The sequence below is a fragment of the Muriicola jejuensis genome, assembly GCF_010671595.1.
Lineage (GTDB): Bacteria > Bacteroidota > Bacteroidia > Flavobacteriales > Flavobacteriaceae > Muriicola > Muriicola jejuensis.
The window spans coordinates 1,289,300-1,315,952 of record NZ_JAABOP010000001.1 but is presented as its reverse complement, the minus strand read 5'-3'; the positions used below and the strand labels follow the sequence as shown (position 1 = coordinate 1,315,952).

18 protein-coding genes and 1 pseudogene are annotated in these 26,653 nt (G+C 46.9%); 2 read left to right on the top strand and 17 right to left on the bottom strand.

All coding sequences use genetic code 11. The annotated features are described in order from the left end of the window. Positions 1–3 precede the first annotated feature (3 nt). The 15 genes and pseudogenes from GWK09_RS05770 to GWK09_RS05705 all read right to left on the bottom strand — a co-directional run bounded on the left by GWK09_RS05770 (position 4) and on the right by GWK09_RS05705 (position 19,656). The gene (locus tag GWK09_RS05770; protein WP_163690981.1) at positions 4–780 is read right to left on the bottom strand and encodes a DUF6090 family protein; all 777 of its coding nucleotides are present in this window, start codon (positions 778–780) and stop codon (positions 4–6) included. After that, the gene (locus GWK09_RS05765) at positions 777–1,559 is read right to left on the bottom strand and encodes a DUF6090 family protein (protein ID WP_163692038.1); all 783 of its coding nucleotides are present in this window, start codon (positions 1,557–1,559) and stop codon (positions 777–779) included. Before GWK09_RS05765 ends, GWK09_RS05770 begins: the two co-directional genes overlap by 4 nt. Before the next feature lie 4 nt (positions 1,560–1,563). Beyond that, entirely contained in the window at positions 1,564–2,340 is a 777-nt protein-coding gene (locus GWK09_RS05760) for a DUF6090 family protein (RefSeq protein WP_163692037.1), read from the bottom strand. Positions 2,341–2,468: 128 nt separating this feature from the next. Next, positions 2,469–3,257, bottom strand: a complete 789-nt coding sequence (locus GWK09_RS05755) for a DUF6090 family protein (protein WP_163692036.1) — start codon at positions 3,255–3,257, stop codon at positions 2,469–2,471. 117 nt (positions 3,258–3,374) lie between these two features. Continuing rightward, positions 3,375–7,673 (bottom strand): adenylate/guanylate cyclase domain-containing protein, encoded by a 4,299-nt coding sequence (locus GWK09_RS05750; protein ID WP_239530701.1) that lies wholly within the window; start codon positions 7,671–7,673, stop codon positions 3,375–3,377. A gap of 93 nt (positions 7,674–7,766) precedes the next feature. After that, a pseudogene (locus tag GWK09_RS15125) lies at positions 7,767–8,519 on the bottom strand (serine/threonine protein kinase); the annotation flags it as partial. A 23-nt stretch (positions 8,520–8,542) separates the two neighbouring features. Further along, positions 8,543–9,898 carry an FAD-dependent oxidoreductase gene (locus tag GWK09_RS05745; protein ID WP_163692034.1) on the bottom strand — a complete coding sequence of 452 codons (1,356 nt, stop codon included), beginning with the start codon at positions 9,896–9,898 and terminating at the stop codon, positions 8,543–8,545. A 150-nt stretch (positions 9,899–10,048) separates the two neighbouring features. Next, positions 10,049–11,548, bottom strand: a complete 1,500-nt coding sequence (locus GWK09_RS05740; protein ID WP_163692033.1) for a carotenoid oxygenase family protein — start codon at positions 11,546–11,548, stop codon at positions 10,049–10,051. Positions 11,549–11,596: 48 nt separating this feature from the next. Further along, the gene (locus GWK09_RS05735; RefSeq protein ID WP_163692032.1) at positions 11,597–12,916 is read right to left on the bottom strand and encodes a patatin-like phospholipase family protein; all 1,320 of its coding nucleotides are present in this window, start codon (positions 12,914–12,916) and stop codon (positions 11,597–11,599) included. Positions 12,917–13,090: 174 nt separating this feature from the next. Next, positions 13,091–14,950, bottom strand: coding sequence for an NHL repeat-containing protein (locus tag GWK09_RS05730; RefSeq protein ID WP_163692031.1), 1,860 nt, complete (start codon positions 14,948–14,950; stop codon positions 13,091–13,093). A gap of 41 nt (positions 14,951–14,991) precedes the next feature. Continuing rightward, positions 14,992–15,666, bottom strand: a complete 675-nt coding sequence (locus tag GWK09_RS05725; RefSeq protein WP_163692030.1) for a hypothetical protein — start codon at positions 15,664–15,666, stop codon at positions 14,992–14,994. A gap of 302 nt (positions 15,667–15,968) precedes the next feature. Continuing rightward, entirely contained in the window at positions 15,969–17,006 is a 1,038-nt protein-coding gene (locus tag GWK09_RS05720; RefSeq protein WP_163692029.1) for a serine hydrolase domain-containing protein, read from the bottom strand. Between the two features lie 57 nt (positions 17,007–17,063). Then, complete coding sequence (locus GWK09_RS05715; RefSeq protein ID WP_163692028.1) at positions 17,064–17,870, bottom strand: DUF6090 family protein; 807 nt, start codon at positions 17,868–17,870, stop codon at positions 17,064–17,066. A 67-nt stretch (positions 17,871–17,937) separates the two neighbouring features. After that, positions 17,938–19,062 (bottom strand): acyltransferase family protein, encoded by a 1,125-nt coding sequence (locus tag GWK09_RS05710; RefSeq protein WP_163692027.1) that lies wholly within the window; start codon positions 19,060–19,062, stop codon positions 17,938–17,940. A gap of 21 nt (positions 19,063–19,083) precedes the next feature. Beyond that, positions 19,084–19,656 carry an ankyrin repeat domain-containing protein gene (locus GWK09_RS05705; RefSeq protein WP_163692026.1) on the bottom strand — a complete coding sequence of 191 codons (573 nt, stop codon included), beginning with the start codon at positions 19,654–19,656 and terminating at the stop codon, positions 19,084–19,086. A gap of 211 nt (positions 19,657–19,867) precedes the next feature. Between GWK09_RS05705 and GWK09_RS05700 the strand changes: the two genes are divergently transcribed. After that, the gene (locus GWK09_RS05700) at positions 19,868–21,916 is read left to right on the top strand and encodes a helix-turn-helix domain-containing protein (RefSeq protein WP_163692025.1); all 2,049 of its coding nucleotides are present in this window, start codon (positions 19,868–19,870) and stop codon (positions 21,914–21,916) included. A 48-nt stretch (positions 21,917–21,964) separates the two neighbouring features. Here GWK09_RS05700 and GWK09_RS05695 read toward each other — a convergent pair whose 3' ends face one another. Next, a complete protein-coding gene (locus GWK09_RS05695; RefSeq protein WP_163692024.1) occupies positions 21,965–22,834 on the bottom strand; it encodes a DUF808 domain-containing protein in 870 nt (289 codons plus the stop codon). A 173-nt stretch (positions 22,835–23,007) separates the two neighbouring features. Further along, positions 23,008–25,545 carry a DUF2339 domain-containing protein gene (locus GWK09_RS05690; RefSeq protein WP_163692023.1) on the bottom strand — a complete coding sequence of 846 codons (2,538 nt, stop codon included), beginning with the start codon at positions 25,543–25,545 and terminating at the stop codon, positions 23,008–23,010. 347 nt (positions 25,546–25,892) lie between these two features. On the opposite strand from GWK09_RS05690, the gene GWK09_RS05685 reads away from it, so the two are divergent. Next, positions 25,893–26,627, top strand: a complete 735-nt coding sequence (locus tag GWK09_RS05685; protein WP_163692022.1) for a carbonic anhydrase family protein — start codon at positions 25,893–25,895, stop codon at positions 26,625–26,627. Positions 26,628–26,653 lie beyond the last annotated feature (26 nt).

Genomic DNA, 26,653 nt, shown 5'->3' with positions numbered 1-26,653 from the left:
TCTTTATTCTGTTTCAGTTTTTAATTCCCGATCAATGAGATCGATGATGGAATAGCATAATTCCTTCATGGCCTCGAACTGTGAATTCATCACAGAAAATTCATAGACCGCCATCATAAAGCCATTCTTCTGTTTTAGATCACGGAGCATGGCCTCGTAGTTCTCCCGGGGGAGTTCCACATCCTCCCCTGCCTGTCCGTTCGTGACTTGGTAGGTGAAGTTCTTCACGATGGGGTTGAGGTCGAGTACCGCATAGGAGGGTTCGTACAGCAGCACCTCAGCGTCATAGCGGAAGTGGGCTTCCTCGTTCTTGAGTTTGCTGTAAAGGGATTGTAGATTGAGGAGGTCATCCTTGATAGAGTCGTTGGAGATCAGTGCCAGGTTCCCTGAGTTGATGAGTTCCTGGAAGGTGTTGTCCTGCTGGGTGAATTTTTGCCAGATATAGATATTGGTCGTGTGGAAGGCAAAGTCGTTCAGGTAGATCAGTGGCTTCCCTTCAAAATACTCCAGTACCTTGTTGGCCGATTCGATGCGGCCGTTTCGCACCGCAATATAATTGTCGAGTTCAGAAATATTGAGTTGGAGATCGGTCTTTAGGTTCTGCAGGTAGTGCACCTCCTGCCGGCGCTGCTTCTTAGCCTCATTGTAGTTGTTGATCTGAAGGGCGATGAGGATCCCGATGACCACCAGGACGATCTCTCCAATGGCGTATAAGAGGTACCTGCTCACCCGATTTTCAGAGAGGAGGTTTTGACGGATCTTTCTGAAGAAGTGGATCATTTTCCTATGTAATTATCAATTTCCTGCTTCATGTCTTTTATTCGCAGTTGCAGGCGGTTCATCAGGTCGAGGTGAACGCTGCTGGTACGGCCACGGGCACCTACTCGATTGAGTACCGCCAGGAGGAGAGGCTTATCTTTCGCCAACTCTTCCTGTAAGGAGCGGGCCCAGGGAATGTGTACGGCCTCGAGGGAGAAATCCACCCCAGCAGCCACATCAAGGGTGTTCGTATAATTCATATTCACCACCCGGTTATCATTCAGAAAATTGCGTAAGCTGGCCACGGAGGTTTCATTGTCGGTCTTGATGACCAAAGCGCTGTACTCCAGATACTGGTAAAAGGAAAGGAGCTTTTTGCGAAGGCTGTTGTCTCGTATAATGAGAATATTGCCGGAACTCTTCAAGTCCTGGAAAGTGGGGTCGTTGATCACAAAAGTCCTTCGGGTCACGGTGGTCAGATAGGCATTTACACTGTCAAAGTTGATGGGCTCTGCAATGAGTTGTTTCAGTGCCTTTTGACACAGGGACCTCATCAGGGCCTCATGTTCGATTTGAGCATTTACCTGCTGTTGTTGTGTGTCGAGGTCTTCCATCAGGTTCCTGAGATATTCCTTTTCCTTCTGGCGATCTTTATGCTCCGTGTTCCAGGTGTCGATCTGCAGGGCCAGCAGGATCCCGATCACGACCAACAGGATCTCTCCTAAAGCATATAACAGGTACTTGCTGGTCCGATTTTCGGTCAACAGTTTTTGGCGGATCTGACGAAAGAAGCGGAGCATGGTTTTATCTTTTGATTTCGTTGTCTATGGTCTCTATAATATGATGGGCCTGCAAAGTCAATTCCTCAATTTCCCCATTGGTTATTCGCATATGGGTAGCACGCATCCGAAGATGATTGAGGAATTCCCTGTCCTGAAACATGTCCTCATAGCGGTTGGGAAAGGTTAATGAGGAAAACCGCTCTTCCTCAATCTCGGTCCCGAAAAAGGAGGTGGACAAAACCTTCTCGATTAATTCATCCACGTTTACATACTTAGCTGCTGCCGGATAATAATGCTCCATAAACATTTCCGTGGCATATCCTTCTTCTTCCACCATATCGTCTATCAATCCCGGCCAGAACAGGAGCATTTCCCGGATAGAGTCGTTATGGATCAGGTTGATCTTGCCGGAGGTAAATAACAGGTCGATTGCGCCCTGTTTGTTGTTAAAAGTTGGTCGGTAAAAGGTGAGTCCCATAAGGCTGTCCAGCAGTTCTTTATTAACCTCCCCCTTGTCGATCTCCTCAAAGATCCCCCGGGTGCCATAAAGCACCTTGTTCCGGATGCCGTTCAGGAACTGAAATTCTGCCACGGTATCAGAGAGGCCCTTTCTCACGCTTTTCAGTACTTCGATCTCCTCTGCCCGCTGCTTGCGCTCCTCATTCCAGTTGTTCACCTGCAAGGCGATCAGGATCCCGATCACCACTAGTAGGATCTCCCCAATAGCGTAGAGCAAGTATCGGGAGATTTTGTTCTCGGTCAACAGTTTTTGGCGGATCCTTCGAAAGAAATGGATCATAATGGTTGGTTGGTCTGGTCTGGTCTGGTGAACAAGAATCATTTACTTCCCGCACGTTTAAATATACTATTTATCCGTAAATCGTTCGCACCGAAATAATTATCCTATGAACACTATACAGGGCTCAATTACTCCCTTGAGAGCTCTTCATCCAGGATGTCGATGATTTCCGTGATCTGTTGCCTGGTGTTTTTCAGGGTGTTCAGGTTATAGGAATAATTGATCTCCAGGAGGAAGATGTTATTGAGGAACACCTTATTTCTCAAAAGATCGCGTACTTCTGCCTTCATGTCTTCTGCGTGTTTCGTGATATTCACAGAATCGTATACTAATACCAGATTAGGGATGTCAGACCTGTTGAGATCGTAGTATCTCCCCCAATCCACGTAGTGTTCAAAGTCTTCGAGAAACACATTGAAGTCGTACCGCATATGCTCCTGAGCAGAGGCGATCTCGGTATAGGTTTTTTTCAGGTTGATCAATTTGAGCTTAAGGGAGTCATTCTTCATGGAACTGAAGTTACCTGCGCTCTTCATCTCCTCATAGGTGTTCTGATCGGGCCGGAACTCATCGACAAAGATGAGATCCATCAGATCTCTTGAGAAATCGTACAAGGACCCGATGGAATCCCTGTCTGCTTTGCGTTTGACCCTTTTTGCCGCCTCAACCTTGTCCTGGGAAATCCCTATCATATATTCCAGCTTCTCCATGTCCGTATACAGGTCATTTTTCAGATTATGGAAATACTTCTTTTCTACCCGCCTTTCCTTTCGTTCTTCGTTCCAGTTATTCACCTGGAGGGCGATCAGGATCCCGATGACCACCAGCACGATCTCTCCAAAGGCGTACAACAAATACTTGCTAACCCGATTCTCGGTCAACAGTTTTTGGCGGATTTGACGGAAGAAGCGGAACATAATGTTATCGGGGTTTGTTTCCTACTCGATGATAAAGATGAGAAAAGAACACATTCCATTCTAACCCTAAGCGTGGAATTATTGTGTTGCTTAAACTAACTCCATTTCTATGGGCAATTATTCTTTTACAGAGTCGACAAAGTACATCTTCATATTTCCCTTGTTCTTTACCTCGAGGTTTCCGCGATATTGAAAATGGAATGTTTTGCTTTGATCACTTGTTGAATCTGTCTGCTTGTTATTCAACAGACTATAGGTAGACTCCGAAATATTGATTTTGCCGGGAAGACAATTCTGTTCCATACGCGCAGCAACATTAACGGTATCCCCCCATATGTCATAGGCGAATTTTTTTGCCCCTACGATCCCGGCAACCAATGGCCCGGTATGTATTCCTATTCTTAATCCAAAACTCCGTTGATCCTTAGACGACCGATTCGCGTTGTATTTTCGGACAAATTCCTGCATTTCCAGAGCAGACTGAACGGCTGATTCAACACTTTTTTCATTGTTCTCAGGCATCCCGGAAACACAGAGGTAGGCATCCCCGATCGTCTTAATTTTCTCCATGCTGTTTTTTGAAATAATCTCATCAAACCCCCTGAAAAAGGTGTCGATTTCAGCAACTAATTCCTCTGGTGACATGGTTTCCGCAAGAATTGTAAAATCGACAAAATCAGTAAACATAACCGTGACCTGCTCAAAATTCCTGGCTTTGAAATGACCTAATTCCTTTAGTTCCTCTGCCACATCAGCCGGTAGAATATTTAGCAACAGATCATCTGATTTCTTTTTTTCTTCCTGTAGCTCTGTGGTTCTGTCTTTGACCCGCTGTTCGAGCTGATCATAAAAAAGGGCATTCTCGATTGATATAGCGATCTGTCCGGTAAGTAGCCTTAGCAGAGCCAGGCGGTTTTCTGTAAATGCCCCAACAGACAGGTCGTTTGCCAAATAAATGATCCCTTGAGTCTTTCCATGGTTTAGAAAAGGCATGCATAAAATCGATTTAGGAATCCCCGATTGTATGTATTTATCGTTGGCGAATTTAGAACTGGCTGAGGCATTGTCGAGGATCACGGATTCTTTGGTCAGTGCCACATACTTTACGACGGTTTCAGCTAAGAGGCCACAGTCCTCGACAGGAATCGATTGAAGTGTTTTGATCTTTTCCGTATTCTGATAACTCTCGGCTTCAATGAAGTATTGTCCGTCTTTTTCCAACAACAAGAACCCTTTTTCCGCTCCTGCATTTTGTGTGATAAGCTTCATTACTTTGATGAGGAAGTTTTCCAGTACAATTTCACTTGAAATAGTTTGGGAAGCCTTTAAAACCGTTAAGATATCCATGCTTGTAGATTCTGTTCCGGCACTTTTATCGGTGGGTGTATAATCGTTTTTGTAGTATTTATTCCTGTAATCTGATGTTGTTAATATTGCCAGACTCAATAACTTTCCATATTGCTGATCCAAAGATTCAACTTTCGCCATCGCACCCCACTTCAGGTACGCATAGCGAGCTTTAACCACATAGGTTAACGCTATATCATTTTTGTTCTGGGCGATGTAAAATTTCGCTGCAGATTCATTCGCGATTGCCTCGTCATTCAAATATTTGTTCTGATGGGCGTTTTCTATGGCGCGTTCGTAATAATCCGCTGCCTTTATATTCTTGTTTTTTACCCGATAATTTTCCGCCATTACCAGCTCGTATTTGTGCTGGTAATTTTCAGGGCAATCCTTTGACCATTTCTTCAACTTTTTGAGATAGCCTTTGAGTTTTTTAGATCGTTTTCCTTCCGTGGCACCGATGATCGAGAGTGCTGCAAAATAGTAGAATTGAGGGGTGTATTCCAGCCCCATGACCGACTCAATTAATGGCTCTGCCTCATTGAAGCATTTTTGGGCCTGTCTGTAATCCCCAAAATAATAATTGCACATCCCCACCGTTAAATACCGCTCGAAGATACCTGTGGAATAGTTGAGATCTTTGAGTACCGGCAGCAGTTCATCTTCAAATTCAGCTCCGATCATCTGATTTTCATGAGGGCTATTGCCAATCAGGAAATTCATTGCCGGAATCCAAATGTCCATCAGTAAGGTGACCTGTTTAATCCCCAGTTTCTCACCTTGCATCTTCATCTCCAAAAGGTTGCGAACATTTTCGCCCAAAGGTTCACCGGCAAAAAAGGAGTAGGTAGAGTGATGGAAGATACTCCATCCTCCGTATTCGAAATCGCCGGTTTCAAGACCGCTTTTATACCCTTCCAGAAAGTAATCAAAGGTGTCCCGAATCGGAAATTGCCACTGATAGATGAATGCGTAATAGACAAAATACGTCTTGGCCTTCAGAGCCGTTGCATCGTATCGATGCATAATGTCTAGTGCGATGTTTCCGAAATGATTCCCAGACTTCATATGCCCGAGAGCCCCACATAAAATCAGACCATATGTAACATACCCGTATGTCGAATATTTTGAATTCCCATGTTTGAGGGAAAGCTTAACCAGATTGAAAACTATTACAGGAAACATGTTGGGCATGGCGAGAAAGGCAGATGAGGCGGTGCTGATAAGTATTCTCATGGCCGCTAATTTTAGCGGATCCTGCATTTCAGGAAGGTTGATGATTTCATGAGCCTTTTTGCGTCCTATAGCCCATTTGGTGCTCATTAAACCCGCCATAATATCCATATTTCCGGGTTTTTTTGGAAGTTTAACCCCCAAAAGAGATAACACAGACCTCGCCTCAGAAATCGCTTCTATAAGCTTTGACTGGTCTGCCAAAGCCTGAATCTTAAATTCAAGGGAAGGCACCTTGTCCTTCAATTCCCGGGAATTTTCTTCAACCGATGCCAGTAGTCGATCGAGTTGCGCGAAGTCCTTGTTTAAAAGCGATATCTCTATCCCTGTTGTATGTAGTGCCAATGTCAGGTCGTATTCACTTGCCCAGCTATTTGCCGGGAGCAGCGACATCCCGGCTTTCACATATTCCTGGGCTGCTCCATATGCGTTCGATGATTTAGCCCTGGAAGCAGCCTGCAGGTTAAGCTGCGCAAGTTTATTTTTCTCCTCCTCATTCTCCAGAAAACGATGCGATAAATTCAGGTGGGTAACAATGTCGAAGAGTTTTATTTCAATTTCTTCTTTTGATGCTTCAAGCATCAGTTTCCCGATCTTATAGTGAAGTTTAATTGATTCATCCTTAACAAGTAAGGAATAGGCCGCTTGTTGAACTCTGTCATGAATAAATTTATAGTCCGAGATTAATCCGACAGAATTTAGTATTGGAAGAATAAGTCCTTCTTCTACTGCTTCACTTAGATCCGATCTTATTTCCTTCTTCGGCTTTCCCAGTAAATTCGACAAGATGGCCACCTCGTATCGAACACCGACAATGGAGGCTATCTTTACTGCATTCTTCGCAGTCTCTCCTAAGCGTAATATCTTTGAAGACATCAAATCAATTACGTTATCGGTATAGTTTTTTTGTTTGATGTGGTCGCGATTCCACAACCAAACTCCTTCTTCGGAATTAAAGAGCAACAATTTCTCCTGATATAATTCCCTTAAAAATTGATTGATGAAAAAGGGGTTCCCGGCTGTTTTTTCATATATGATCTTTACCAGGGATTCCACGTTTTCTTCACTTTCAAGAGCGTCAGCGATCAGATTCCGGGTGTCGTCAAAACTCAGTGGTGCCAGTTCAATATTATTAATGACAACTCCAAATTCCATTATCCGATTGAACATGATCATCAAAGGATGGGCCGCCGATACTTCGTTATCCCGGTACGCCCCTATAAGGAAGAGATACTGGGATTCGCTATTAACGGCAACTTTCATCATGTCATGGATCAAATCGATGGTTGCCATATCTGCCCACTGTAAGTCATCTAAGAAAACAACCAGAGGATGCTCCTGGGACGGCAGGGATTTAATGAAGTTTCGAAAAACGATGGTAAATCTATTCCTCGCTGCTTCTCCTGACAAGGGGATTGGGGTTGACTGCTTCCCGATAATCAATTCCAATTCGGGAATAACGTCTATCATCAACTGGCCATTCGGTCCGAAGGCAGATAGAAATTTCTCTCGCCATATCGCCAGTCTTTCTTCTCCTTCCGTGAGGAATTGTTGTATCAATAATCGATAGGCGCTGATCATAGCGCTATAGGGCAAATTGCGCTGAAATTGATCGAACTTGCCATTTATAAAATACCCGTTCCGCGCAACCACCGGCTTGAGGATCTCATGTACCAGCACAGATTTACCGATACCGGAATATCCGCTAACCATAAAAATTTCCCGGGAACCATTGCACACTCTTTCGAAGGCAGAAAGCAGTAATTCTATCTCTTTATCTCTTCCATATAGTTTTTCCGGAATGCTGAACTGGCTTGAAATATCGTCCTTTCCCAATTCAAATTCTGTGATCGAATTTCTTTCGAGATATTCATCCCTGCACCTGTTTAGATCACTGAGCAGTCCGAAAGCACTTCTGTATCGCAATTCCGCTGTTTTAGACAACAACTTGCTCACTATATCCGATATCATGTTTGGAATTCCACTGGTAACCTCGTTCAGAGGCGCAGGAGGAGTGGCCATGTGGGAGTGTATCAAAGTCAGCTTATCCACGGATTCAAATGGTCTGCTGCCCGATAGCATTTCATAAAAAACGATCCCCAGCGTATAAAAATCCGATCTGTAATCAATGGAACGGTTCATCCTGCCGGTCTGTTCCGGAGATATGTACTCCAGGGTTCCTTCGATATCATTAACGGCGCTTAAACTCTGTTTTTCTCTCTGAAGTGAAGAACAGATGCTGAAGTCATTTATTTTTACTTCATAGGTGACCGGGTTAATGAAAATATTGAAGGGGGTAAGGTTTTTATGGATGATCAGATGTTCATGAATTTCCCCCAAAGCTTCGGTAATTTTTGAGGCCAAATCCAAAAACAAACCGAGCTCGATTTGGTTTTCGTCCATGAACTGCCGCAAGGTCACCCCCCCGAAATCTTCGGCTATTATGGATATAGAGTCTTCCCTGTGCTCGAGGTCGAGGTATTTTACAGTCCTTTTGCTCGAAATGGTATTCGCTATTCTAAACTCATTCTTATACCGATTGATTTCACTCAGGGAAGGGTTGTATGCAGAGTTCTTGAGTACGACTGAAAGCCCATCTGATTTCCTGATGGCTCGGTAAATAGTGGTCTTTGCCCCTGAATAAAGTTTTTCTCTAAGCTGGTATCCGGGAATAGTCTCCATGAGTTTCTAGATTGTGGTACGCCTCACAAAAAATACTTTTTTACCAGGGAATCTGAATAATTCAGGATGGGTTCTATCAATTCAAAGGCCATCAGGCCTCCCGTGAAATAAGTATTGTTCTTCCCCTGCATCTCTTCCAAACGATCGTAGAATCCCTCTTTAAACATGTCCACAGGAACGTGAGGAAAGTAAGTCCACCTGTCATGGGTATAATATTCTCCTTTGTATTCGCTTCCCATTAAGCGATATAAGTCTTTGACTTTCTCAATCACATCGTGTTTGCTGGGAACATCATCCGTTTCGGTTCTGGAATAAAATGAAACAAAAGGATTCCCCTCAAATTGTTGGGTCACGATAAAAACGTCCCCAATATCCGGAACCGGCATAATATTGACCAACCTGTGAGGTAAATGAGTGTCTTCCAGGATAAAGGTCGTCATGCAAAAAGGGTTCGTTTTTACTTTCCCAAACAAATATCTCTCTTCCTGGGTGAGATAACATTCCTTGGTCCTTTTATTCGTAAACAGGTCTTCTACTATCTTCAGGGTCAAAGGAACGGCCACGATGAGATGGTCGAATTCCATTTTCCTCTCGGAGCGAATTAGCTCATTCATCTTATGTTCGGAAACCTTAAAGTGGATTGTTATCTTTTCACCTCTTTTGATCTCCTGTATATCAACACTTGTGATAACGGTAAGATTCCAACTGATCTGTTGCCAGAAACGCTGAAAACCATGTATAAAACGCTTTGGCCAGATCGAAGGCAATCCCGCGCCGAACCATAACAAACTGAAAAAGGTTGGGTTACTCATATAGGTCAGGGCATAGGGTGCCGGAATCTCTTCCAGTGCACCATACCCCATCAGCGTGATCGGTACTTTAAAAAGCTCACGTAATGCGGTCAATTTCTTATCGATCAACCATTGATCAAATGTGCAGGTCAGCTCGGCGTGTTGAACTACTCCTGCGTAACCGGCTTCGGGCAAGTGTTTAGAAGCTCTCCAGCGTTCGTAAAAGTATTTAAGGGATTGCCACAAAAACTTCCACACCGTTGTGTTTTTAGTGGCTTGCCCGAACAATGAAGTGTATTTTTTGTCTGCCGGATTAAAACAATAGGCATGGGATTCCGAGTAGAGCTTAGCGCCTACTTCCCGGGCCAGTTTAAGTGTTTTTTTATAGGCAGGTGTGAGGTAATTGGCCCCGAGATCAAAGGATTTATTCTCAAAAGTAATGGTGTTGCACAAGCCCCCTACCTCGGGAAGTTTTTCCAGAATAGTCACGTATTTATACCCCGCTTTTTGAAGAAAGTAGCCCGTGGAAAGACCACCAGGTCCTGCGCCTATAATACAAATACGGCTATTTTTGTCGATTTTAGTCATTGGTTGGTATTTAGAACGAGAACCCCGCGATGAGGCTGCTCCAAGTTAATCAATTATTTGCATGGGATGGGCTGGCTTTTCAATTCGCCTTAAATTCGAGGTTAGAAAATCCAGTCTTCTGTTTCCTGCCAAACTCATTTTTCAGAGAATTTAAATAACGTTTCCGTGAAAGTCGTACTCTATTCTTCTGGGCAGATGCACCGTGGCTACCGGACCAGCGGATACATTCATCGCGTCAAAAACGGTTAGGCGACTCTTATTTTCCTGGGCGTTGTACACGATATTCAATAAATAGCCTTCACCTTCCTTAGATCCTTCATGTGAAGGTGTAAATACGGCTTCTCCTGTGTAATAGTCCTTCCCAAAACAGTATTCGTCGTTGACATTTGTTTCGAAATTCCTGTGCACGACCGTATTCCACAGCCCTTTTTCCTGATCGGCGTCTTTGAGCATTACAAAATATCCGTGTTTGTGTTTCCGGGTCAGGAATCGGCTATCCATCGTTGGAAATTCAACGGGATGGTCTGTGATAAGTTCTTCCTTCAATTCGCCGGTTTTATAATTCAATCGCCATCTGACCATGATCCCGATCGGATCCATGTATAAAGGCGGACTTGGATTATTGGTGTCAAGACCTAATAGTGGGATGCGTTCGTATTTGGCAACATCGGTTACCAACCAATCCCCCTCTTCATACATATTCATGTTATGGAACACCCAGCACAATGGGATATCAAACCATTTCGTATCGTCCGATTTGCCGTCTCTTGGCATGACACCCAGCCGTGCTCCCTTTTCCGGCATCCAGTGAAAGGGCTCACGTGTCCCGACATTTTTTATGTCAAAAACGGCCGGCATATGATAAAACATCACATAATTTTCACTCAAGCCAAAGGCGTGCATCATTACTCCATAAGGCACCTCAATGGGCTCATATTTTTCAATTTCTCCCTTCTCAGAGATCTTGTAATATTGAAAATATGGCGGCAGGGGCTGATACCCCATGGTAAAACTTTCCCCTGTAAAAGGATCGGTAAGCGGATGGGCAATAGCCGGGCCTTCGAGTTTGTTTTTGTAGTTATAGAGTCCGATGGTTCGGATTTCCCTGTCTATTTCGTAAGGCTGCCCAATCTCGTCCATGGCCAGTAATTTACCAGACAGGTTCATGACATTGGTATTCGCAGCGTTGAGGATGGTGGCAACCGACTCGTATTGAGCACGAGTAGGGCCAACACCAATAAGCGTTCGAAAGCCCATCCAAAGGAGGTTAAGCCATCCGAATTTTAGATCACTCCACCCTTTTAATGTGGTGGACATCCCAGAGCGAATGCCCCCAAAAAGACTGCGGTTCGCAGCATTTTCAAACTTCCATTTCTTGGTTTGCACATAGCGATTCTTGTACCTCACCTTCCCGTCTTCAAAATAAAAGGCATTGATCATTCCGTCACCGTCGAACCAGTGATAGTATTTCATGTCCCTCGGTTTAAATCGGGGATTGGGACCGGTGCGAACCAGGATCTTCCCATTTAAGCCTTCGGGAATTACACCTTCAATTTTAAGATCCTTGAATTCCTCCTCGGTGATTACAGGGGCGAAATTACCATTGAGGTAAGCGTTATCGGTAGGGCCAAAAGGTTGGTTAGTAGACATATCACTTGGTTTTAATTGAAGGAGTTCAGGATCTCTTATATTCCAGTTTTATTGATTTTTCAAAATATTGATGATCTCTTTGAAAGTTGATCTTCCGTCTCCGGCAAGATAGTGCTCAACGGTGTCTTTCAAGGATTTTATGTTAGTGGAGTCAATATTATCCATGGCAGCCTGCTCCAGCGCTAATGATGGTTCTAAGCGCAGATACTTAAGGCCTGCGTGTTCAAAGGCCTTCATCTGACTGTCTGACACGAGCTGTACCGCATCCATCATTATATACATGAGGGAAGCGGTTTTCTCTTCTTCAAGATTATAGATCGCTTCAGGGATGCCCATCCATGGGCCTTCCCCCCAGTTACCTGACTTTGGTATCATGTCGCGTTGGTTGGTGATCCCCACACCGGTGTTTGCCCGGTAAATACCCGTCCCCAAGGAAATTACAATGATGTCTTCAAGCCGCTTGGCCAGACCTGTTCTCAGAGCCTCTGAAACGCCCCATACCGCGGGGTCATTTGACATTACCCCTCCGTCCACAACCCATTTCTCATCTGCATCAGATCGATCCCCTGTATTTCCACCCACATGGGCAATAGGAAAATAAATCGGGGCAGCACTAGACCCCCGGGCCGCTTCCCATAAGTAATAATCCCTGTTGTTCGGCAGCGAATCAGCGTCATACCAGTTGAAAAGAAAAGGTCCAGAATCTGTGTTGATCACCGGGTTCTCAATCTTACCTCCCTTACTATTCACGATATAGGAGGTGGTAAACATCTGTTTCACTCGGGTATCTTTGAGGCTTCGGATATAGGCATGACTATGCCTCAACTTGGTAGTTGAGCCTACAAGGGATTGTAGATAAGGTTCGATTCCCTTATCTCTGTGGTCAACGGCATAATATTTAGCATAATATTTTTCCCTGAGAAGACTCTTTTGGGGCACAAAAATTTTGTCTCCATTTGTTTCGTAAATGGAAGAAATCTCCGCAGCAGAAAAAGGATGCCCGCTCACATTATTTTTTGAAGTTAGACCTACCGCTATGATCCCGCCTGTAGAATTTCCCCCAATAAGGTCGAATATCTGAAAGCTCTGTTTTTTGATGGAATCTTCTATGGATTTTAATATCAGAGCCGGGATCAGTCCTTTTATTCCTCCTCCGTCTATTGCCAGAACAATAGTTTTCCTTGGCGTCTCTGCAACGGCCATCTGTGAGTTATTTTCGGATTTTGAACAACTGATGAAAAGAAACAGCAGCATGCTGTAATAGAACACAAGGGTTGGTTTTTTCATGGTCAGCTGGTAATTTCTACGAAGACCTCTGTGAGGAAGATGTCCTGGTTGGTTATTCCAATATAAGCTTTTTTTCTGCAATAGGATCACTTTTGTTAGCGTCCGGAATATGAGTTGATGACGTAAAGAACTCGATTAATGAATGTAGGTTAAAGGTAGCATGCCATAAGCCCCGCCGATGATAAAGACAAACCCGCACCTTGCAGTGCGGGTTTTATCTTCAAATCGGGTTTTCTCCCTTTATTTGCCTGTCTTTTATTTTACCTTGTAAATGGCGTTCTCTCCGGCAATGGACAAATAGATATCTCCGGATGGGCCTACTGCTACGGCATCAAAAGACCACATGGGGGGTGCGCCCAGACCGGGTTTCCCCAATTTCAAGCCGTCCACCACGGTAGTCCGTTCTCCTGTGTCCAGATCAATACGGGATAATCGGGATTCTCCCCATTCCACAACCAGTAATCCATTGTTTTGGTCCAGTGCAAGGCCTTCGGGGTTTTTCAATCCGGTTACCAAAGGTTCAACTGAATCCGGAACCTCGCCATTGAATGTAATTTCCCAAATAGTCCCGGTTGCCCAATCGCCCACCCAAAGGGTTTCACCGTCAGTGGCCAATCCACCCGGTAAAGCAAGTGCACCGCCGAGATCAATGATATTCCCTGTACTTGCCCAAAAAAGACCTATTTCGGGGGGGGAAGCCAGGACATCCACATTACATACAATAATATCATCCTGGAACCGGACGGCATCCATGGGTGATCCAAAGTCGGGATAATACTCTGTGACTCCTTGAATGGGATTCCATACCTGTACGCCTCCGCTGAACCAGGAACTGACAACCAGATCCTCCCCGTCCTGGGAAATATTCATCGGTAAAATCAGCGGGGCAATCCCTACTTCGGGCACGATGGGGACCAGATACCCTTTATAGATAGCCTCTTGTTGGCCACTGGTGCCATTGAATTGTCTCAAATTAAAGAGGTCTGCCAAATAGACCTTGTCCTGGTTATTAGGTCCGGACATAACCGCCAACCCCATGGGTGCGATCACTCCACCCGGACTGATATACCTGGCCTGTCCACTGGGCAGGATCTCGGCTACCCAGCCGTGGTCGTTGTTGGTCATATAGAGAGATCCATCCTCGTCAAAGGTCATATTGTCTAACCCTGGTTGCAGGGTAGTGAACAAGGTTTTATCATCGGTCCCATCAGCATTTACTTTCCAGAGTTCACCGGCCTGATCTAGCACATATAACATCCCATCCGGGCCAAACTTAGCAGCAGCTGGGTTCTCCAAAGAGCCATCCAAACCTGCGACCACACGAATTGCCGGACCTCCTGCAGGGCCTCCAAACAGATCAGCAGGAAAGTTCAGTGTGGCAGTTGGTAATTCATCCGTGACATCTATAGCAATGATCAGGTTTGCAGCGAAGAGAGGTCCATATAACCACAAACGCCCATCCTCCATGCGGGTGTCAAAAGAATTGAAAAAGCCTAAACAAACTGCGGTAGGATCCTCTGGAAAATCGGGACAGGAAATGATCTGTCGAGCAGGTGCGTTAAGGTCAGGATCCAGTTCATATAGCCCATCCCCCAGGAAGTCCAGGGCTGTAAATAAACGGCTGCCATCCTTTGTAAAACGGATTGGGTTCACCCCGGGAGCGACGAACTGTTTCTTTACTTCTAAAGTTACCATATCCATTCGGCCGATCTCTCCCACCAGAATGTCTGTCCAATAAAGGGCAGATCCATCGGGATTGAAGACCAGATCATCAGGACCTAAGACCCCGTCTTCCGGACCGAAGCGCTTGAGGATCTTTCCATTGTTCTTGTTCATCACGACAATCTCCTGTCCGTTGACACTGGCAACGTATAGATGACCGTCAGGTCCCACATCCAGGCCGTTAGCTGCCTGGAGTTTAGCTCCTTTGACCAACGCCTTCACCTGGGAGTTTTGCGATTTTTTGTCATTCTTGTTCCTGGATCGGGCATTGGTCGCATACAGGTCGGACGAATTCAACTCCGGTTCCGGGCTGCAGGAAAAGGCCAATACGAGCACTGCTAAAAAGGCCAGCCTTACGGGCAACCATAGTTTTTGTTTATCAATAGTATTCATTGTTAGTTATTTAAAGTTATAATTGAAATCTTCCGTGTTTATTAGTAAATGATCTCCCCTACCAGTTCCCAGGTGGAACCCTCCGGGCCGAACTGTGCATTCATAAAATCCATGTGTCCGCTGGCTCCTTCAAATCTTCCGGTGCCCCCCGTGATTTCAATGGCATGCTCAAAACCAGCCGTCCCTACGAAATTACCCGTGGTATAGTCTATCTCTCCTTCCACGAAGTTGGGGAAGTTGATGGTGACCTGTTCCGTTGTAAAAAATGCATCCCCGTTTGCGGCTACATAGGTCACTTCGTAAACTGTAATAAGCTGGGCAAAGGTCTCGAGGTTAATGTCACAACTTACAGGTACTCCAAAACATCCTGAGATCATCTCGCCTGTATCCGGATCAGATATTCCGGATTGCAATTTGCCGAGATGCCTCATATTACCACTGATAATATTGCGGGTGAGAGAAAATCCAACTTCAGGGTTACATTGGAGCACCTCCTCTAACGGTTCATTTGGATCTGCGAAATTGCTGAGTCGACCATAAATAGATTTTGCAACTTTCTTACCCTTTGCAGATTTTGCTGTGGTGGCATTTAGATTTTCTCCTCCTTGTAAAGGATCAGTTCCGGTGTCCTGGGTGCAGGACATAAAAAATACAATTGCGAACAGGGAGGTCCATGTAAGCATAGACCTCAACTTCAGTGGGATGTGCGTTTTCATAATGTTTGGTTTTAAGGTTAAAAGAATTAGATTACAGTGTTGCATCCCTTACCAGGCAGGTATTCGGCGAGTGAAGGAAAGAGATTTAATCTAAGGAAGAAATATCAAAAGTCCCTGAATATCAGGACGAAAGCAGTGTATTAATGTCCTAAGGGAACCTTTTACTTACCCTGGGTATTTTTAGGATCATTAAAAACCTTGAAATTCCGAATCGATTACTGCTGACTAAATTTGCCTTCCAAAGAAAGTTCTGAAGAAATCATTCTACATGAAGGGCATAGCTCTTTGCCAAGTTTGGATATCTATGGGCCTTTTTTCCTTCTCAGGATCTTCACAATGCGATTGTAAATGATCTCGGATAAATTCCATTCGTATCCTTGAAAATCAGTGGTATTCACAAATTGCACAACAACCGCGTCTATGTCTTTGTGATATTCCGCGAGGCTTTGATAACCCGGAACCAGACCTCCGTGCTTGTACTCGTATATGGAGGAGTAGATCTCTTGTTCCCCTTCGCGGAAGAGAGATCCGTCATTCAATGCCCTCAAAAAAATACCCACGTCCTCAGCGGTAGCCAACATCCCATTTTCGTTGGTTTTAAAGTCGGCTTCAATCCCTACGTAATAACCACTCATCACATCGTCCAGGTCTACTTCGCTTAGCGAAAAATAGGTGTTTTTCAGCTCAAGTGGGTCCAGGATGTTCTCTTGTATATATAGGTGATGATTATAGCCTAATACGCTATCGAGGATCCTGCGGAGCAACAAATAATTCGTGTTGGAATATTGATAGCCTTTATCCGGTTCAAAACTAGCCGGCAGACCGAGGGCAAAATCAAGGGCCCTCTTGCCGTTCTCCTGTTCGTCTTCCCAGTAAGCGGGATTATCTGTGAAATTGGGTATGCCACTGCGGTGCTGTACCATAATCCTCAGGGTGATTTGTTCTGCGTTTTCAATTCTGCCCACAAGGTCCGGAAAGTAGTCAGCAAGGGTATCGTCTAGCGATATACGGTTTTCTTTCACGAGTTTGGCAACCGAGACTGCGACATACAACTTGCTGATGCTCGCAATTTTGAAGAGGGATTCGTGGTCAGCAGGTATCTTTTTCTTCCGGTCTTTCCATCCTCCGGTATAGAACGCCGGTGGTTTTCCCCCTTCGTCCACATATACGATCATACCATCAAACCCGTGCCCAATTGCCTCGTCCACTTGCTCCTGAACCGTATCAGGCAGAGGTAAAATCCAAGCCTTGACCAGGATCCAGGGCACAAAAAACAGGGAAATGACCGTACCTACCCCTAGCAGGATCCTGATGATTTTTTTTGTTTTGCTTACAGCCATTTTAAGTTGTCTTTTGCGTTGGTAGAAACATTATTTAAGCCTTGAACAAGCGTTCATTTACTCCTGAGTGATGGCATCGATTTCTTCGATCACCTTTTGGCCAGTTGCCTTTAGCTGGCCGTATTGTTTGACCATCTGATCCAATTGCCAGGCCGCAAGGCTGATGACATTCCTGTAAGGCGCTGATGCGGTATACGCCTTAAAAACCTCAGTGTATTCCGATTGGGGCGTTGCCCTTTTCATGAGGGAGTCCTGAGGTACAAACGCAGAGGCCAGGATCAGGGAGAGGTCAAACTGGGTAGACAAATAGGCCTCCTGTCCTACTACAAATTCGTTGTAACTCCTTTCATTTTGGGCAAGATCGTCCAGCAACCTGTTGTACTGGGTCAGGAGCGAATCTAAGGGGGTGTTGTTCATCCTCCCGAAATAGGGGGAATTCTTCAGAGATTCATAGCCCCCGGTATTCGGCTTAAACGAAAAATCGGCGAAGGCGGCCCCGCACTGCATAAAGAGGATCAGGTCCTCGTCTTCCGTCTTGTCCAGGATCCGCACCCGTGCCTGTTTACACAAACCGGATATATACCTTCTTCCCATGGTGATGGAATCGAGCTTGTAGCTATCCTCCAGGGTATGTGTCCTGATCTTTCCCAGATGCTCATACAATGCCTTTCTATCGATTCTTTCCTGGTTCCAGTCGTCGATCTGAATGGCGATCAAAATCCCGATGACTACCAGCAATATTTCACCAAGGGCGTAAAGCAAGTACTCCCATGCCCTGCTATGAGCGGGCTTGCGGTAGCCAGCCTTTCCTGACTGATCTTTGGATATCAATTTTTGTCTGGTCTGTTGAAAGAGTCTGAACATACTGTATTACATCTATTAAAAGTAGTGAAACTGCCTGAAACGGACATTTCCAGGATAGGGGACACCTTCAGGCTCCGTCCTTCAGGGAGCCCATCCTCTGTGAACGTGGCACCTTCACAATCATATCGGACATACCTTTACCGGTCTTGGGTTTTAACCCGAAAAGAGGTCGTAGGATCCCTATGCGCCTGATGAGGAGCTCAAAGATCAGATAGCAAAAGACCCCTGTAAACAATACCACCCCGATAAATTTGATGAGTACCGGTATCTCCAGCGGCAGGATCAGATAGGCCCCGGCATACAACACAAACATATGGATGATGTAAACCGGATAGGCCGCCTCACTCAAATATCTCAAAAGCGCACTGGGCCTGTTCAGGTATCGGTAACTCAGACCGAAAAGGGCGAAGATCCAGGAATTGGATTCAACAACCATCAGGTAACCGGGAGCATTGAACCCAAATATAAAGTATCTCATCCCGTAGAGGAGAAGCGCCAGGCCCAGGTAGGCCCACCTCCATTTCAGCATGGTCTGCCAGAAAGCCTTCCCGGTATACACAAAGAGAAACCCAAAGAGAAAGGCCAGCAGCCCGAGGAAAAACCCGTGCCAGGTCTCGGCGTACAACTCGAACAATTGGGGCTTTACCAGCATCACCTCCGCAATAAAGAAAACCGAAACAGAGATTGGGCCTAAAGGATTGCTCATTAGAATGGACAGCCCTTTCTTAAGCCTGCCTTCCGGATGCATTTTTAAATAGAAGAAAAAAGGGGAAAGCAGCAGGACGTATACAAAGATATTCCCCAGGAACCACAGGTGACCCAGATGCGGAAAGTAGCTCAGGGGCATATTGTAGAAACCCTGGAAAATGTACATGTGCAAGGGGGTGATGGCCACTACTCCGAACAGGAATGGCAGCAGGATCCTTTGTGTTCGTTCCCTCAGGAGTTGTTTCCAGTTCCGTTTTCTCAGGGCGAAGTATACGCCCATGCCGGAAACGAAGAACAATAGGGGGATCCGCCAGACGTTCAAAGCGGTCATGGGGACCCACAGGGATTCCATGAGTTCCGGGCTGCGGACAAACCCGACGAACATCGCCCAGGGCTGGAAGATGATCGCGATGTGGTAGATCAGTAAAAATCCGATCGCGATCACCCTGAGCCAATCAATATCATATCTTCTTTCGTGTGTCATGAGATTGTGAATTGTCAATTTCTATTGTAACATCATTGCGATGACCGGACGGGTCTTCTCCACTTCCTGTAAATCGAGCTGCAGACCCATGGGGGCGAGTTGTTGTTGCAGCATTTCGTAAAACGGCCTGATCTCTTGAAAGGGTCCCATCACCGTTTGCCTTGGGGTGGCCCCGAAATTGTTTAGCAGGGTTTTGTCTGCCTTGGCGTCGATGAGTTGTTGCACGATCTCAACCCGGCAAAAAAAGGCGGCTGCGTGAAGGGCGGTTGAACCATCATTGTTCTTGATACTCAGGTCGGCTCCCGCATCGATCAGAGCCTGGGCGATCTCCTTTTTCCCGAAGGTCGCTGCTGTAATGAGAGGTGTAGATCCGCCAAAGGGCTCTTTCCCGTTAAGGTCAGTCCCCGCATCGATGTGCTGGCGCACCGCTTCCAGATTGCCGGAGATCACTGCCGTGTGCAGATCCACTGTGGGTGCATTGACCATGGTCTCGGCCACTTCTTTTTTACTGTTCTGAGCGCAAGCCGAGAAGAGGAACATGGTTACCATAAGGAGACTCATTTTTCTCAGGGAATTCATTTGAATTGTTTTCATTTGTTTTGAGATTAAGGTTATTATTCTGTTTGATACAAAGGTCCGCCGGATCATGACGCAAGGCCTATCAGGTTTGCTGAGAAGTACATCAACTTTCAGGCGGGGGATAAAAATTATGCCGCAGGGATAGCAATTATGACGCAAACCTCTTTTTATCCAAAGCCATAGATGCCGATATTTTTTTCTACTTTCGAAAGGACAATCGCACGCAATGGCTGAAGCATCCACCGGCAAATCCCCCTTTATAGAACAGGCCCGAACCCTCGTCCTGGAGCACATTTCTAACGAAAATTTCGGAGTGTCTGAGCTGGCTGAGGCCCTGCATATGAGTCGGTCTAACCTGCTCAGGAAGGTGAAGAAGGAAACCGGTCTCTCGGCCAGCCGTTTTATAAGGCAGATCAGGCTGGAGGAAGCCAAGGAGTTGTTAGGGGATACCTCCAAAACCGTATCGGAGATCGCCTTCGAGGTGGGTTTTGGAAGTTCTTCCTATTTCATCAAGTGCTTTCGGGAAGAATATGGCTATCCCCCTGGGGAATCGTATAAAAACCAATCAGAATCCTCAGAAGACCGTTCGACCTCCCCTAAGAAACCCTACTGGAAATGGATCGCAGCAGCCGCCCTCCTGGTCGGTATCGCCAGCGTGGTACTCTACAGATCCCTTACCCCGTCAAAGGAGATCGATCTTGAAAAATCCATCGCCGTGTTACCCTTTAAGAATGAGAGCGGTGATGCAACCAATGTATACTTTATCAACGGACTCATGGAGTCTACCCTGAATAATCTGCAAAAGATCGAGGATTTCCGGGTGGTGAGCCGCACTTCCGTAGAGAAATACAGGTCGACCGCAATGAGCGTCCCTGAGATCGCACGCGAACTCCATGTAAACTATCTGGTGGAAGGCAGCGGGCAACGCATCGGAGACCAGGTGTTGCTCAACATCAAGCTGATCGAGGCGGCCAATGACCGGCCGATCTGGTCTGAGCAATACAGCAGGGAGATCACGGACATCTTTGCCCTGCAAAACGAGGTGGCCCGAAAAATAGCGGATGCGGTAAAAGCTGTAGTCACCCCGGAAGAACGTGAACAGATCGACAAAAGACCCACGGAAAATCTTCTGGCCTATGATTACTACCTGCAGGCGATGAACCTCCTCTACCCCCATACCCCGGAAAGCCTTGAGAAAGCCATTTCCTTATTTAAGAAGGCCATTGTAGAAGATCCGGAATTTTCCCTGGCCTATGCCAACCTGGCCATTGCCTACTACTTCATGGACGAGAACCTAAAAGAGAAACAATACACGGAACAGCTCAACAATTATGCGGACAAGGCCTTGCTCTATGACTCCCAATCAGCCCAAAGCCTGATCGCTAAGGCCCTGTACTACACCCAGGTTGGGGAATACCGCCTCGCCCTACCGCATCTGGAGAAAGCCCTGGAATACAACCCCAATAGCGCAATCGTGGTCCAGATTCTGTCCGACTTTTACGCCCGGGTGATCCCCAATACCGGAAAATACCTCGAATACGCCCTCAAAGGGATTCAGCTCGACATCCCGAATGACTCCATCGCGAAAAGCTATATCTACCTGCATCTGAGCAATGCCCTGATCCAGAACGGTTTTGTGGAGGAGTCTCTCGAATATATCAATAAGTCCCTCTCTGCTGATCCCAATAACTATTATGCGCCATTGATCAAGGCCTTTGTGCTTTATGCCAGGAACAAGGACCTGGACCAACTCCGTGATGACCTCCTCGAACAACTGGAGAAGGACCCCAATCGGCTGGACCTGCTAAACGAGATGGGCAAGATCTATTATTTCCAGGAGGAGTACGAAAAGGCCTTCGAGTACTACAAACAGTTTGCTGAAGCCAGGGAGGCAGCAGGGTTATATATTTATCCTCAGGAAGATCTCAAGATCGGACTTGTCTACAAAGCGATGGGGTTCGATAAGAAGGCGGAAGAATTATTCACTTCTTACGATGCCTATTGCGAGGCAGACGAATCCATTTACAAAGCAGCCAGTATGGCGATGAAATACGTGCACGAAGGGAAAAACGAACAGGCGATAGAACAGTTAAAAGTCTTCGCCCGGCAGGACGATATTCAGTACTGGCTCCTTTTGTTTATGGAGGAAGATCCCCTTGTCACCCCTTTAAAATCCCATCCTGAATTCCCCGGTATCATCCAACAGATCGAAGACCGGTTCTGGAAGCACCACGAACAGCTTAAAAAGACACTGAAGGAAAAGGGGTTGATGTAGGCGGGGATTTCTGAAAGCGGAACTATAGACCTCGGAAAATTACTGGTCCTAGTTTCGCAAAAAGAGTTTCTTCCCTATCATCACCAGAAGCAATACAACCAGCCCCACAATCAATCCCAGCACAAATTCATAGAGCAAGCCGGGCATCCAGGGAAAGGGATTGTGCAAAAAGGACAGGTTATGGGCAAAGATGCCCCCGGCCACGAGCAACAACGCAAGGGTTCCGATCACCCCCAGGGCCTTGATCACCCAGGGGAGGGCACTGACAAAGAACCGGCCGATCTTATCCGAGAAGGTATTGTCCTCCCCGTTCAGCGCAATGAGTCGGGCCCCAAATTCATCCATACGTACGATAAGCGCCACCAGGCCATAGACCCCCACAGTGGCCAGGAGGGCGATAAAGGATACCACCAGGATCTGCGTGAGCAGGGGTTCTTCGAGGACCGTGCCTAAAGCGATGATCACGATCTCCACGGAGAGGATAAAATCGGTGAGGATGGCCGACTTGATCTTCTTTTTCTCCATTTCCAGGATCTCCTTCTTGCTGTACTCCTTTATCTCCAACGCCGCCTTCGCATGCCCGTGGGGCACGAAGAACTCGTACACCTTTTCTGCCCCTTCATAGGCCAGGTAGAGTCCGCCCAGCACCAGGATCAAAACCACCGCCCAGGGGGCAAAGGCGCTCAGCAAAAAAGCTACGGGCAGGATGATGAGCTTGTTCAGCAAAGACCCCTTGGTGATAGCCCAGAGGACGGGTAATTCCCGTTTGGACACAAAGCCGGACGCCTTTTCCGCATTCACTGCCAGGTCGTCCCCAAGGATCCCTGCGGTCTTCTTGGTAGCCACCTTAGACATGGTTGCGACATCGTCCAGGAGGGTGGCGACGTCATCGAGGATAGCAAAGAAACCTGAGGCCATAGCGTATTGTTTGTGGGTCAAAGATAAGACTAGGGAGGAAATTCCAAATTCCAAATTCCAAATTCCAAGAAATACGCGATTGGTGCTTGGAATTTGAGATTTCGGATTTAATCTGGCCTCGCCGCTATTTCTGGCAAACTTTTAGGGAATCTTCATTAGACCACCGAAATATGTCAATCCTCAATCGCAGTTTTAAATTTATTGTACAGGAATGAGATCCCCAATAAAACCACTCCAAGGGCTAAGAAAACGATTGCCTTAGAAAGGGTCGGCAGGTCTGCCAGGTCATAGAAAAAGAGTTTGATCAGGGTAATCCCCAGGAGGGCAATGGCGGCCACCCGCAGGTGTTTTTTGGCCTTCCATATACCGAGGGCGCTCAGAGACAGGGCACAGACGCCCCAGAAGATGGTCAGGGCGAGTTTGTACTGCTCCTGGGCTCCGGAGAGGTCAAGCAGGTGCAGGAGCTCACTGCTGGCTCCCCAAACCAGAGTCAGAGCCAGGATAAGGTCGAACCCCCGGATAAATTCTTCCCTTTCGTACATCGCTTTTAACTGGCTGTAGCCCGCCCACAGCAGGGCGGCTATGAACCCAAAGACCAGGTAACGCATCCCCAGGGCGTAAAAAGCGGGGACAGGTTCGCCTATAACGTCTTCCAATAAATAGCTTTCCCGGAGTTCGCTGAGGTCGTACAACCCTATGGTAAGGAAGTAGAGGAGTCCGCCTGAGGCGAGCATAAGTCCGAGGATCCCCAGGAGTTTGGTCTTGATCCTGCCGATGTTCAGCCACAACAAAACCCCCGTATATCCCAGGAAGTACAACATCCCCCACAGGTTTTTAAGGGTTTTGAAATCAGGGTTTCTGCCACTGTTAAAGCTATCGGCCAGGGCGTCGGTAGTCGAGGCCTGATAGCGGCCTTCCCAATAGTAGGAGATCTCGTTGGAAAAGGTGAAATACAGCACGATGAGCAACAGGCCGGAGAGGCCTATGGAGAGCAGGGTATATGTGCTGTTGCCCCTTTGGAAGGGAGGAGCGTATTGTAATTGGTAATGGAGGTAGTTGAGATAGCCCGCAGCTCCCAGGAAGATGAGGGATCCCAAAAAAGTGATGTTAAAAAGGGAAGGGAATCGCTCCTTTTCCTCAAAGAACCAGCCCGGGTTGTAGGCATCCCAGTCCTGTATGAGGCTCAGGAAAGCCAGGCCCAGCAAGATATAGGAAATCTTTTCATAAAGGGACCGCGATTGTGTCCTACCGATCCAGAACAAGAGTACGCCTTCCCCCAGCCAGAGGAGGGTCACCCAGCTGCCGTCTAACTGTACGGGAATGGCGAGGGTGAGGAAGACCAGGACCAGGCCGGAGACCAGGTAAAAAACAGGCTTATCTGCCCCCCTGATGCGGAAGACCAAAAAAGCCACCGCACCGTGTATGAGAGCGTGAAACAGTGTGTACATCCCAAGGCTGTTCTCCCATTCGGGCGTATCGTTCAGGAGGTCGTATCCCAGGCCGTAGAACACGAAGGAGTTGATAAGCACCAGGATGATATCCGATACCTCAAAGGGTTCCTTCTGCAGCAACTTATAGCCCAAAAAGGTCAGGTAGAAAAGAAAGAAAAAGAGGCTGCCGAAACCAAGAGCCAGGGCATAATGGGTATCTGCCTCATAGGAATTGAAATACCAGCTAAGGACGATGATCCAGGTGAGCGCAAAGGCTACCCAGTAGAGGGGTTTCCAGTATTTTTTCAGGGCGACCACCAGGATGCCCGCATTGATAATGGCCATATAGGTAAAAAGGATACCGACACGGTCCTGCCCCTCACTGAGGAGGAAAGGCACCGCATAGGCACCAACCAGCCCGAGGTGGGCGATAAACTGCCGATTGTAATTCAGGGCCGCCAGGACGGTAGCCACTGTGATGAGTACCATCAGGGCAAAAGCGGCCACAGGGGGGAGCATGTCATAAAAAGAACAGGCCGCAAAGGTCATAAAGTAAAGGATGGCCATGGAACCGCTCAGGAGGACGGCGCTGAAATTTTCGTACCGTTCCCTTAGTCTGTAGGCGATAACGCCCAGTGAAATTCCCAGCACATAGCCCAGGAGGATGCGTACCAGGGGAGAGATCAGGTCGTGGTCTATGGAGTATTTCACCCCTATCCCGGCCCCGATCACCAGTACGGCGATCCCGATCTTGGAGATAAGGTTCTCCCCTATGTATTTTTCCAGGTCCATTTTTTTGGATGCATCCGCTGCCGGCTGATCAGCAGGTGAAAGGGGGGTGGCGGGTGTGGGCGATGCGGGCTGAGCAGGTCTGCTCTCTGTCCCTTTCGGGATGGCGATCCAAAGGACCACATAAAGGGGGACGCCTACCAGGAAAAAGATCCCAAGGAGGATCCAAAGGGTTCGCATCAGGGCCAGGTTTACCCCGTACCGCCGGGCCAGTCCGGCACATACCCCACCCAGGATCCGCTTTTGGGGATCCCGGTACAGGTCGGTCACCGGCGCCTCGGCGGGGGTTGGGGTCACCTTCTCTTCAACTTCAGGCTTTGGCAATGCCTCTACGGATTCAGGCTTAGATGGCTCCGGTGTTGCCGATGGGGTCTGCCGCAGGGCCTCTATTTCCTTTCTCAGGTCTTCGATCTCCTTTTCAAAATGGGAATGCACGCCTTTTAGGACGTTCAATTTTTCCAGGAGTTGGTCGATCTTTTGCTGGTTTTCCATAGAGTTGGTAATCTGCAATTAAAGATAGTGAAGGAATTCTGAAAACGGATGTGTTCCGAAGGAGTTATACTCAGTTCCGCAGGAGTTGCACTCCTGCGGCATTTCGAACATTTGCCAAAATCAGTGCGGCAGCAGATCTACTGCTTAACGGGGTTAGAGGTGGATCTTGAATCGTCCCGCCTGTTCACGTGTGCACTTGCCTCTGTATCCTCCAAGGACCAGATCAAATCATCATAAATAATAGTTTTACTATCACCTATTAAAAGTTTAACTCTTTATTATGAATAGTAATAGTATTAGATGATGATCCGAGACATATATTTGCGCTGAATTTAAAATTCAATGCTATGAAAAATCGAATCATCATCTTCAGTACCATGTTCGGCCTTACCTTCTCAGGGATGGCCCAACCCTCAACCCAGGATGTGATCACTATCCCCAGGAGCAAGGTCCTGGTGGAGACCGTCCTCACCAAGGAAGAACAGCGAGCCCTCACCCCGGAGGAAGTCCTTCAAATGCTGCGAGCCGGGAATGAACGTTTTGTTAGGAGCGATCTCACAGCCCGTGACCACAGCATACAGATTCGAGAAAGCGTGGAAGGTCAGTATCCCAAGGCTATAGTGCTATCTTGTGTAGACAGCCGCGTCCCTGTTGAGGACGTGTTCGACAAAGGGATAGGTGACATCTTTGTGGCGCGTATCGCTGGGAACTTTATTAATGAAGACATCCTGGGGAGTATGGAATTCGCCACCAAGGTGGCCGGCGCCAAAATGATCCTGGTTATGGGTCACGAAAGCTGTGGCGCGGTCCATGCTGCCATCGACGGAGCTGAGCTCGGGAATATCACGAACATGCTGCAAAAGATCAAGCCGGCAGTGGACATGTCCACCCAAACTGAAGGGCCTCGTACCTCGGCTAACCGACTCTTTGTACATGAGGTAATTGAAAATAACGTCCGCCTTGCCTTGGAAAATATTTTGGAGCAAAGCCCTATCCTCAGGGAAATGCACTCCAGGGGGGAAATCGACATCCTGGGAGCGGTCTACGATATGGATACCGGGGTAGTCAACTTCTTGCCGTAAAGGATCCTGAATTAGCCAGACCCTGA

What these genes read in the sequence shown, in the direction of transcription:
- GWK09_RS05755 (WP_163692036.1), bottom strand. Translation starts at nt 3,257, where the DNA reads ATGTTCCGCTTCTTCCGTCAAATCCGCCAAAAACTGTTGACCGAGAAT.
- GWK09_RS05715 (WP_163692028.1), bottom strand. Translation starts at nt 17,870, where the DNA reads ATGTTCAGACTCTTTCAACAGACCAGACAAAAATTGATATCCAAAGAT.
- GWK09_RS05765 (WP_163692038.1), bottom strand. Translation starts at nt 1,559, where the DNA reads ATGCTCCGCTTCTTTCGTCAGATCCGCCAAAAACTGTTGACCGAAAAT.
- GWK09_RS05740 (WP_163692033.1), bottom strand. Translation starts at nt 11,548, where the DNA reads ATGTCTACTAACCAACCTTTTGGCCCTACCGATAACGCTTACCTCAAT.
- GWK09_RS05730 (WP_163692031.1), bottom strand. Translation starts at nt 14,950, where the DNA reads ATGAATACTATTGATAAACAAAAACTATGGTTGCCCGTAAGGCTGGCC.
- GWK09_RS05760 (WP_163692037.1), bottom strand. Translation starts at nt 2,340, where the DNA reads ATGATCCATTTCTTTCGAAGGATCCGCCAAAAACTGTTGACCGAGAAC.
- GWK09_RS05685 (WP_163692022.1), top strand. Translation starts at nt 25,893, where the DNA reads ATGAAAAATCGAATCATCATCTTCAGTACCATGTTCGGCCTTACCTTC.
- GWK09_RS05690 (WP_163692023.1), bottom strand. Translation starts at nt 25,545, where the DNA reads ATGGAAAACCAGCAAAAGATCGACCAACTCCTGGAAAAATTGAACGTC.
- GWK09_RS05720 (WP_163692029.1), bottom strand. Translation starts at nt 17,006, where the DNA reads ATGGCTGTAAGCAAAACAAAAAAAATCATCAGGATCCTGCTAGGGGTA.
- GWK09_RS05770 (WP_163690981.1), bottom strand. Translation starts at nt 780, where the DNA reads ATGATCCACTTCTTCAGAAAGATCCGTCAAAACCTCCTCTCTGAAAAT.
- GWK09_RS05695 (WP_163692024.1), bottom strand. Translation starts at nt 22,834, where the DNA reads ATGGCCTCAGGTTTCTTTGCTATCCTCGATGACGTCGCCACCCTCCTG.
- GWK09_RS05705 (WP_163692026.1), bottom strand. Translation starts at nt 19,656, where the DNA reads ATGAAAACAATTCAAATGAATTCCCTGAGAAAAATGAGTCTCCTTATG.
- GWK09_RS05745 (WP_163692034.1), bottom strand. Translation starts at nt 9,898, where the DNA reads ATGACTAAAATCGACAAAAATAGCCGTATTTGTATTATAGGCGCAGGA.
- GWK09_RS05725 (WP_163692030.1), bottom strand. Translation starts at nt 15,666, where the DNA reads ATGAAAACGCACATCCCACTGAAGTTGAGGTCTATGCTTACATGGACC.
- GWK09_RS05700 (WP_163692025.1), top strand. Translation starts at nt 19,868, where the DNA reads ATGGCTGAAGCATCCACCGGCAAATCCCCCTTTATAGAACAGGCCCGA.
- GWK09_RS05710 (WP_163692027.1), bottom strand. Translation starts at nt 19,062, where the DNA reads ATGACACACGAAAGAAGATATGATATTGATTGGCTCAGGGTGATCGCG.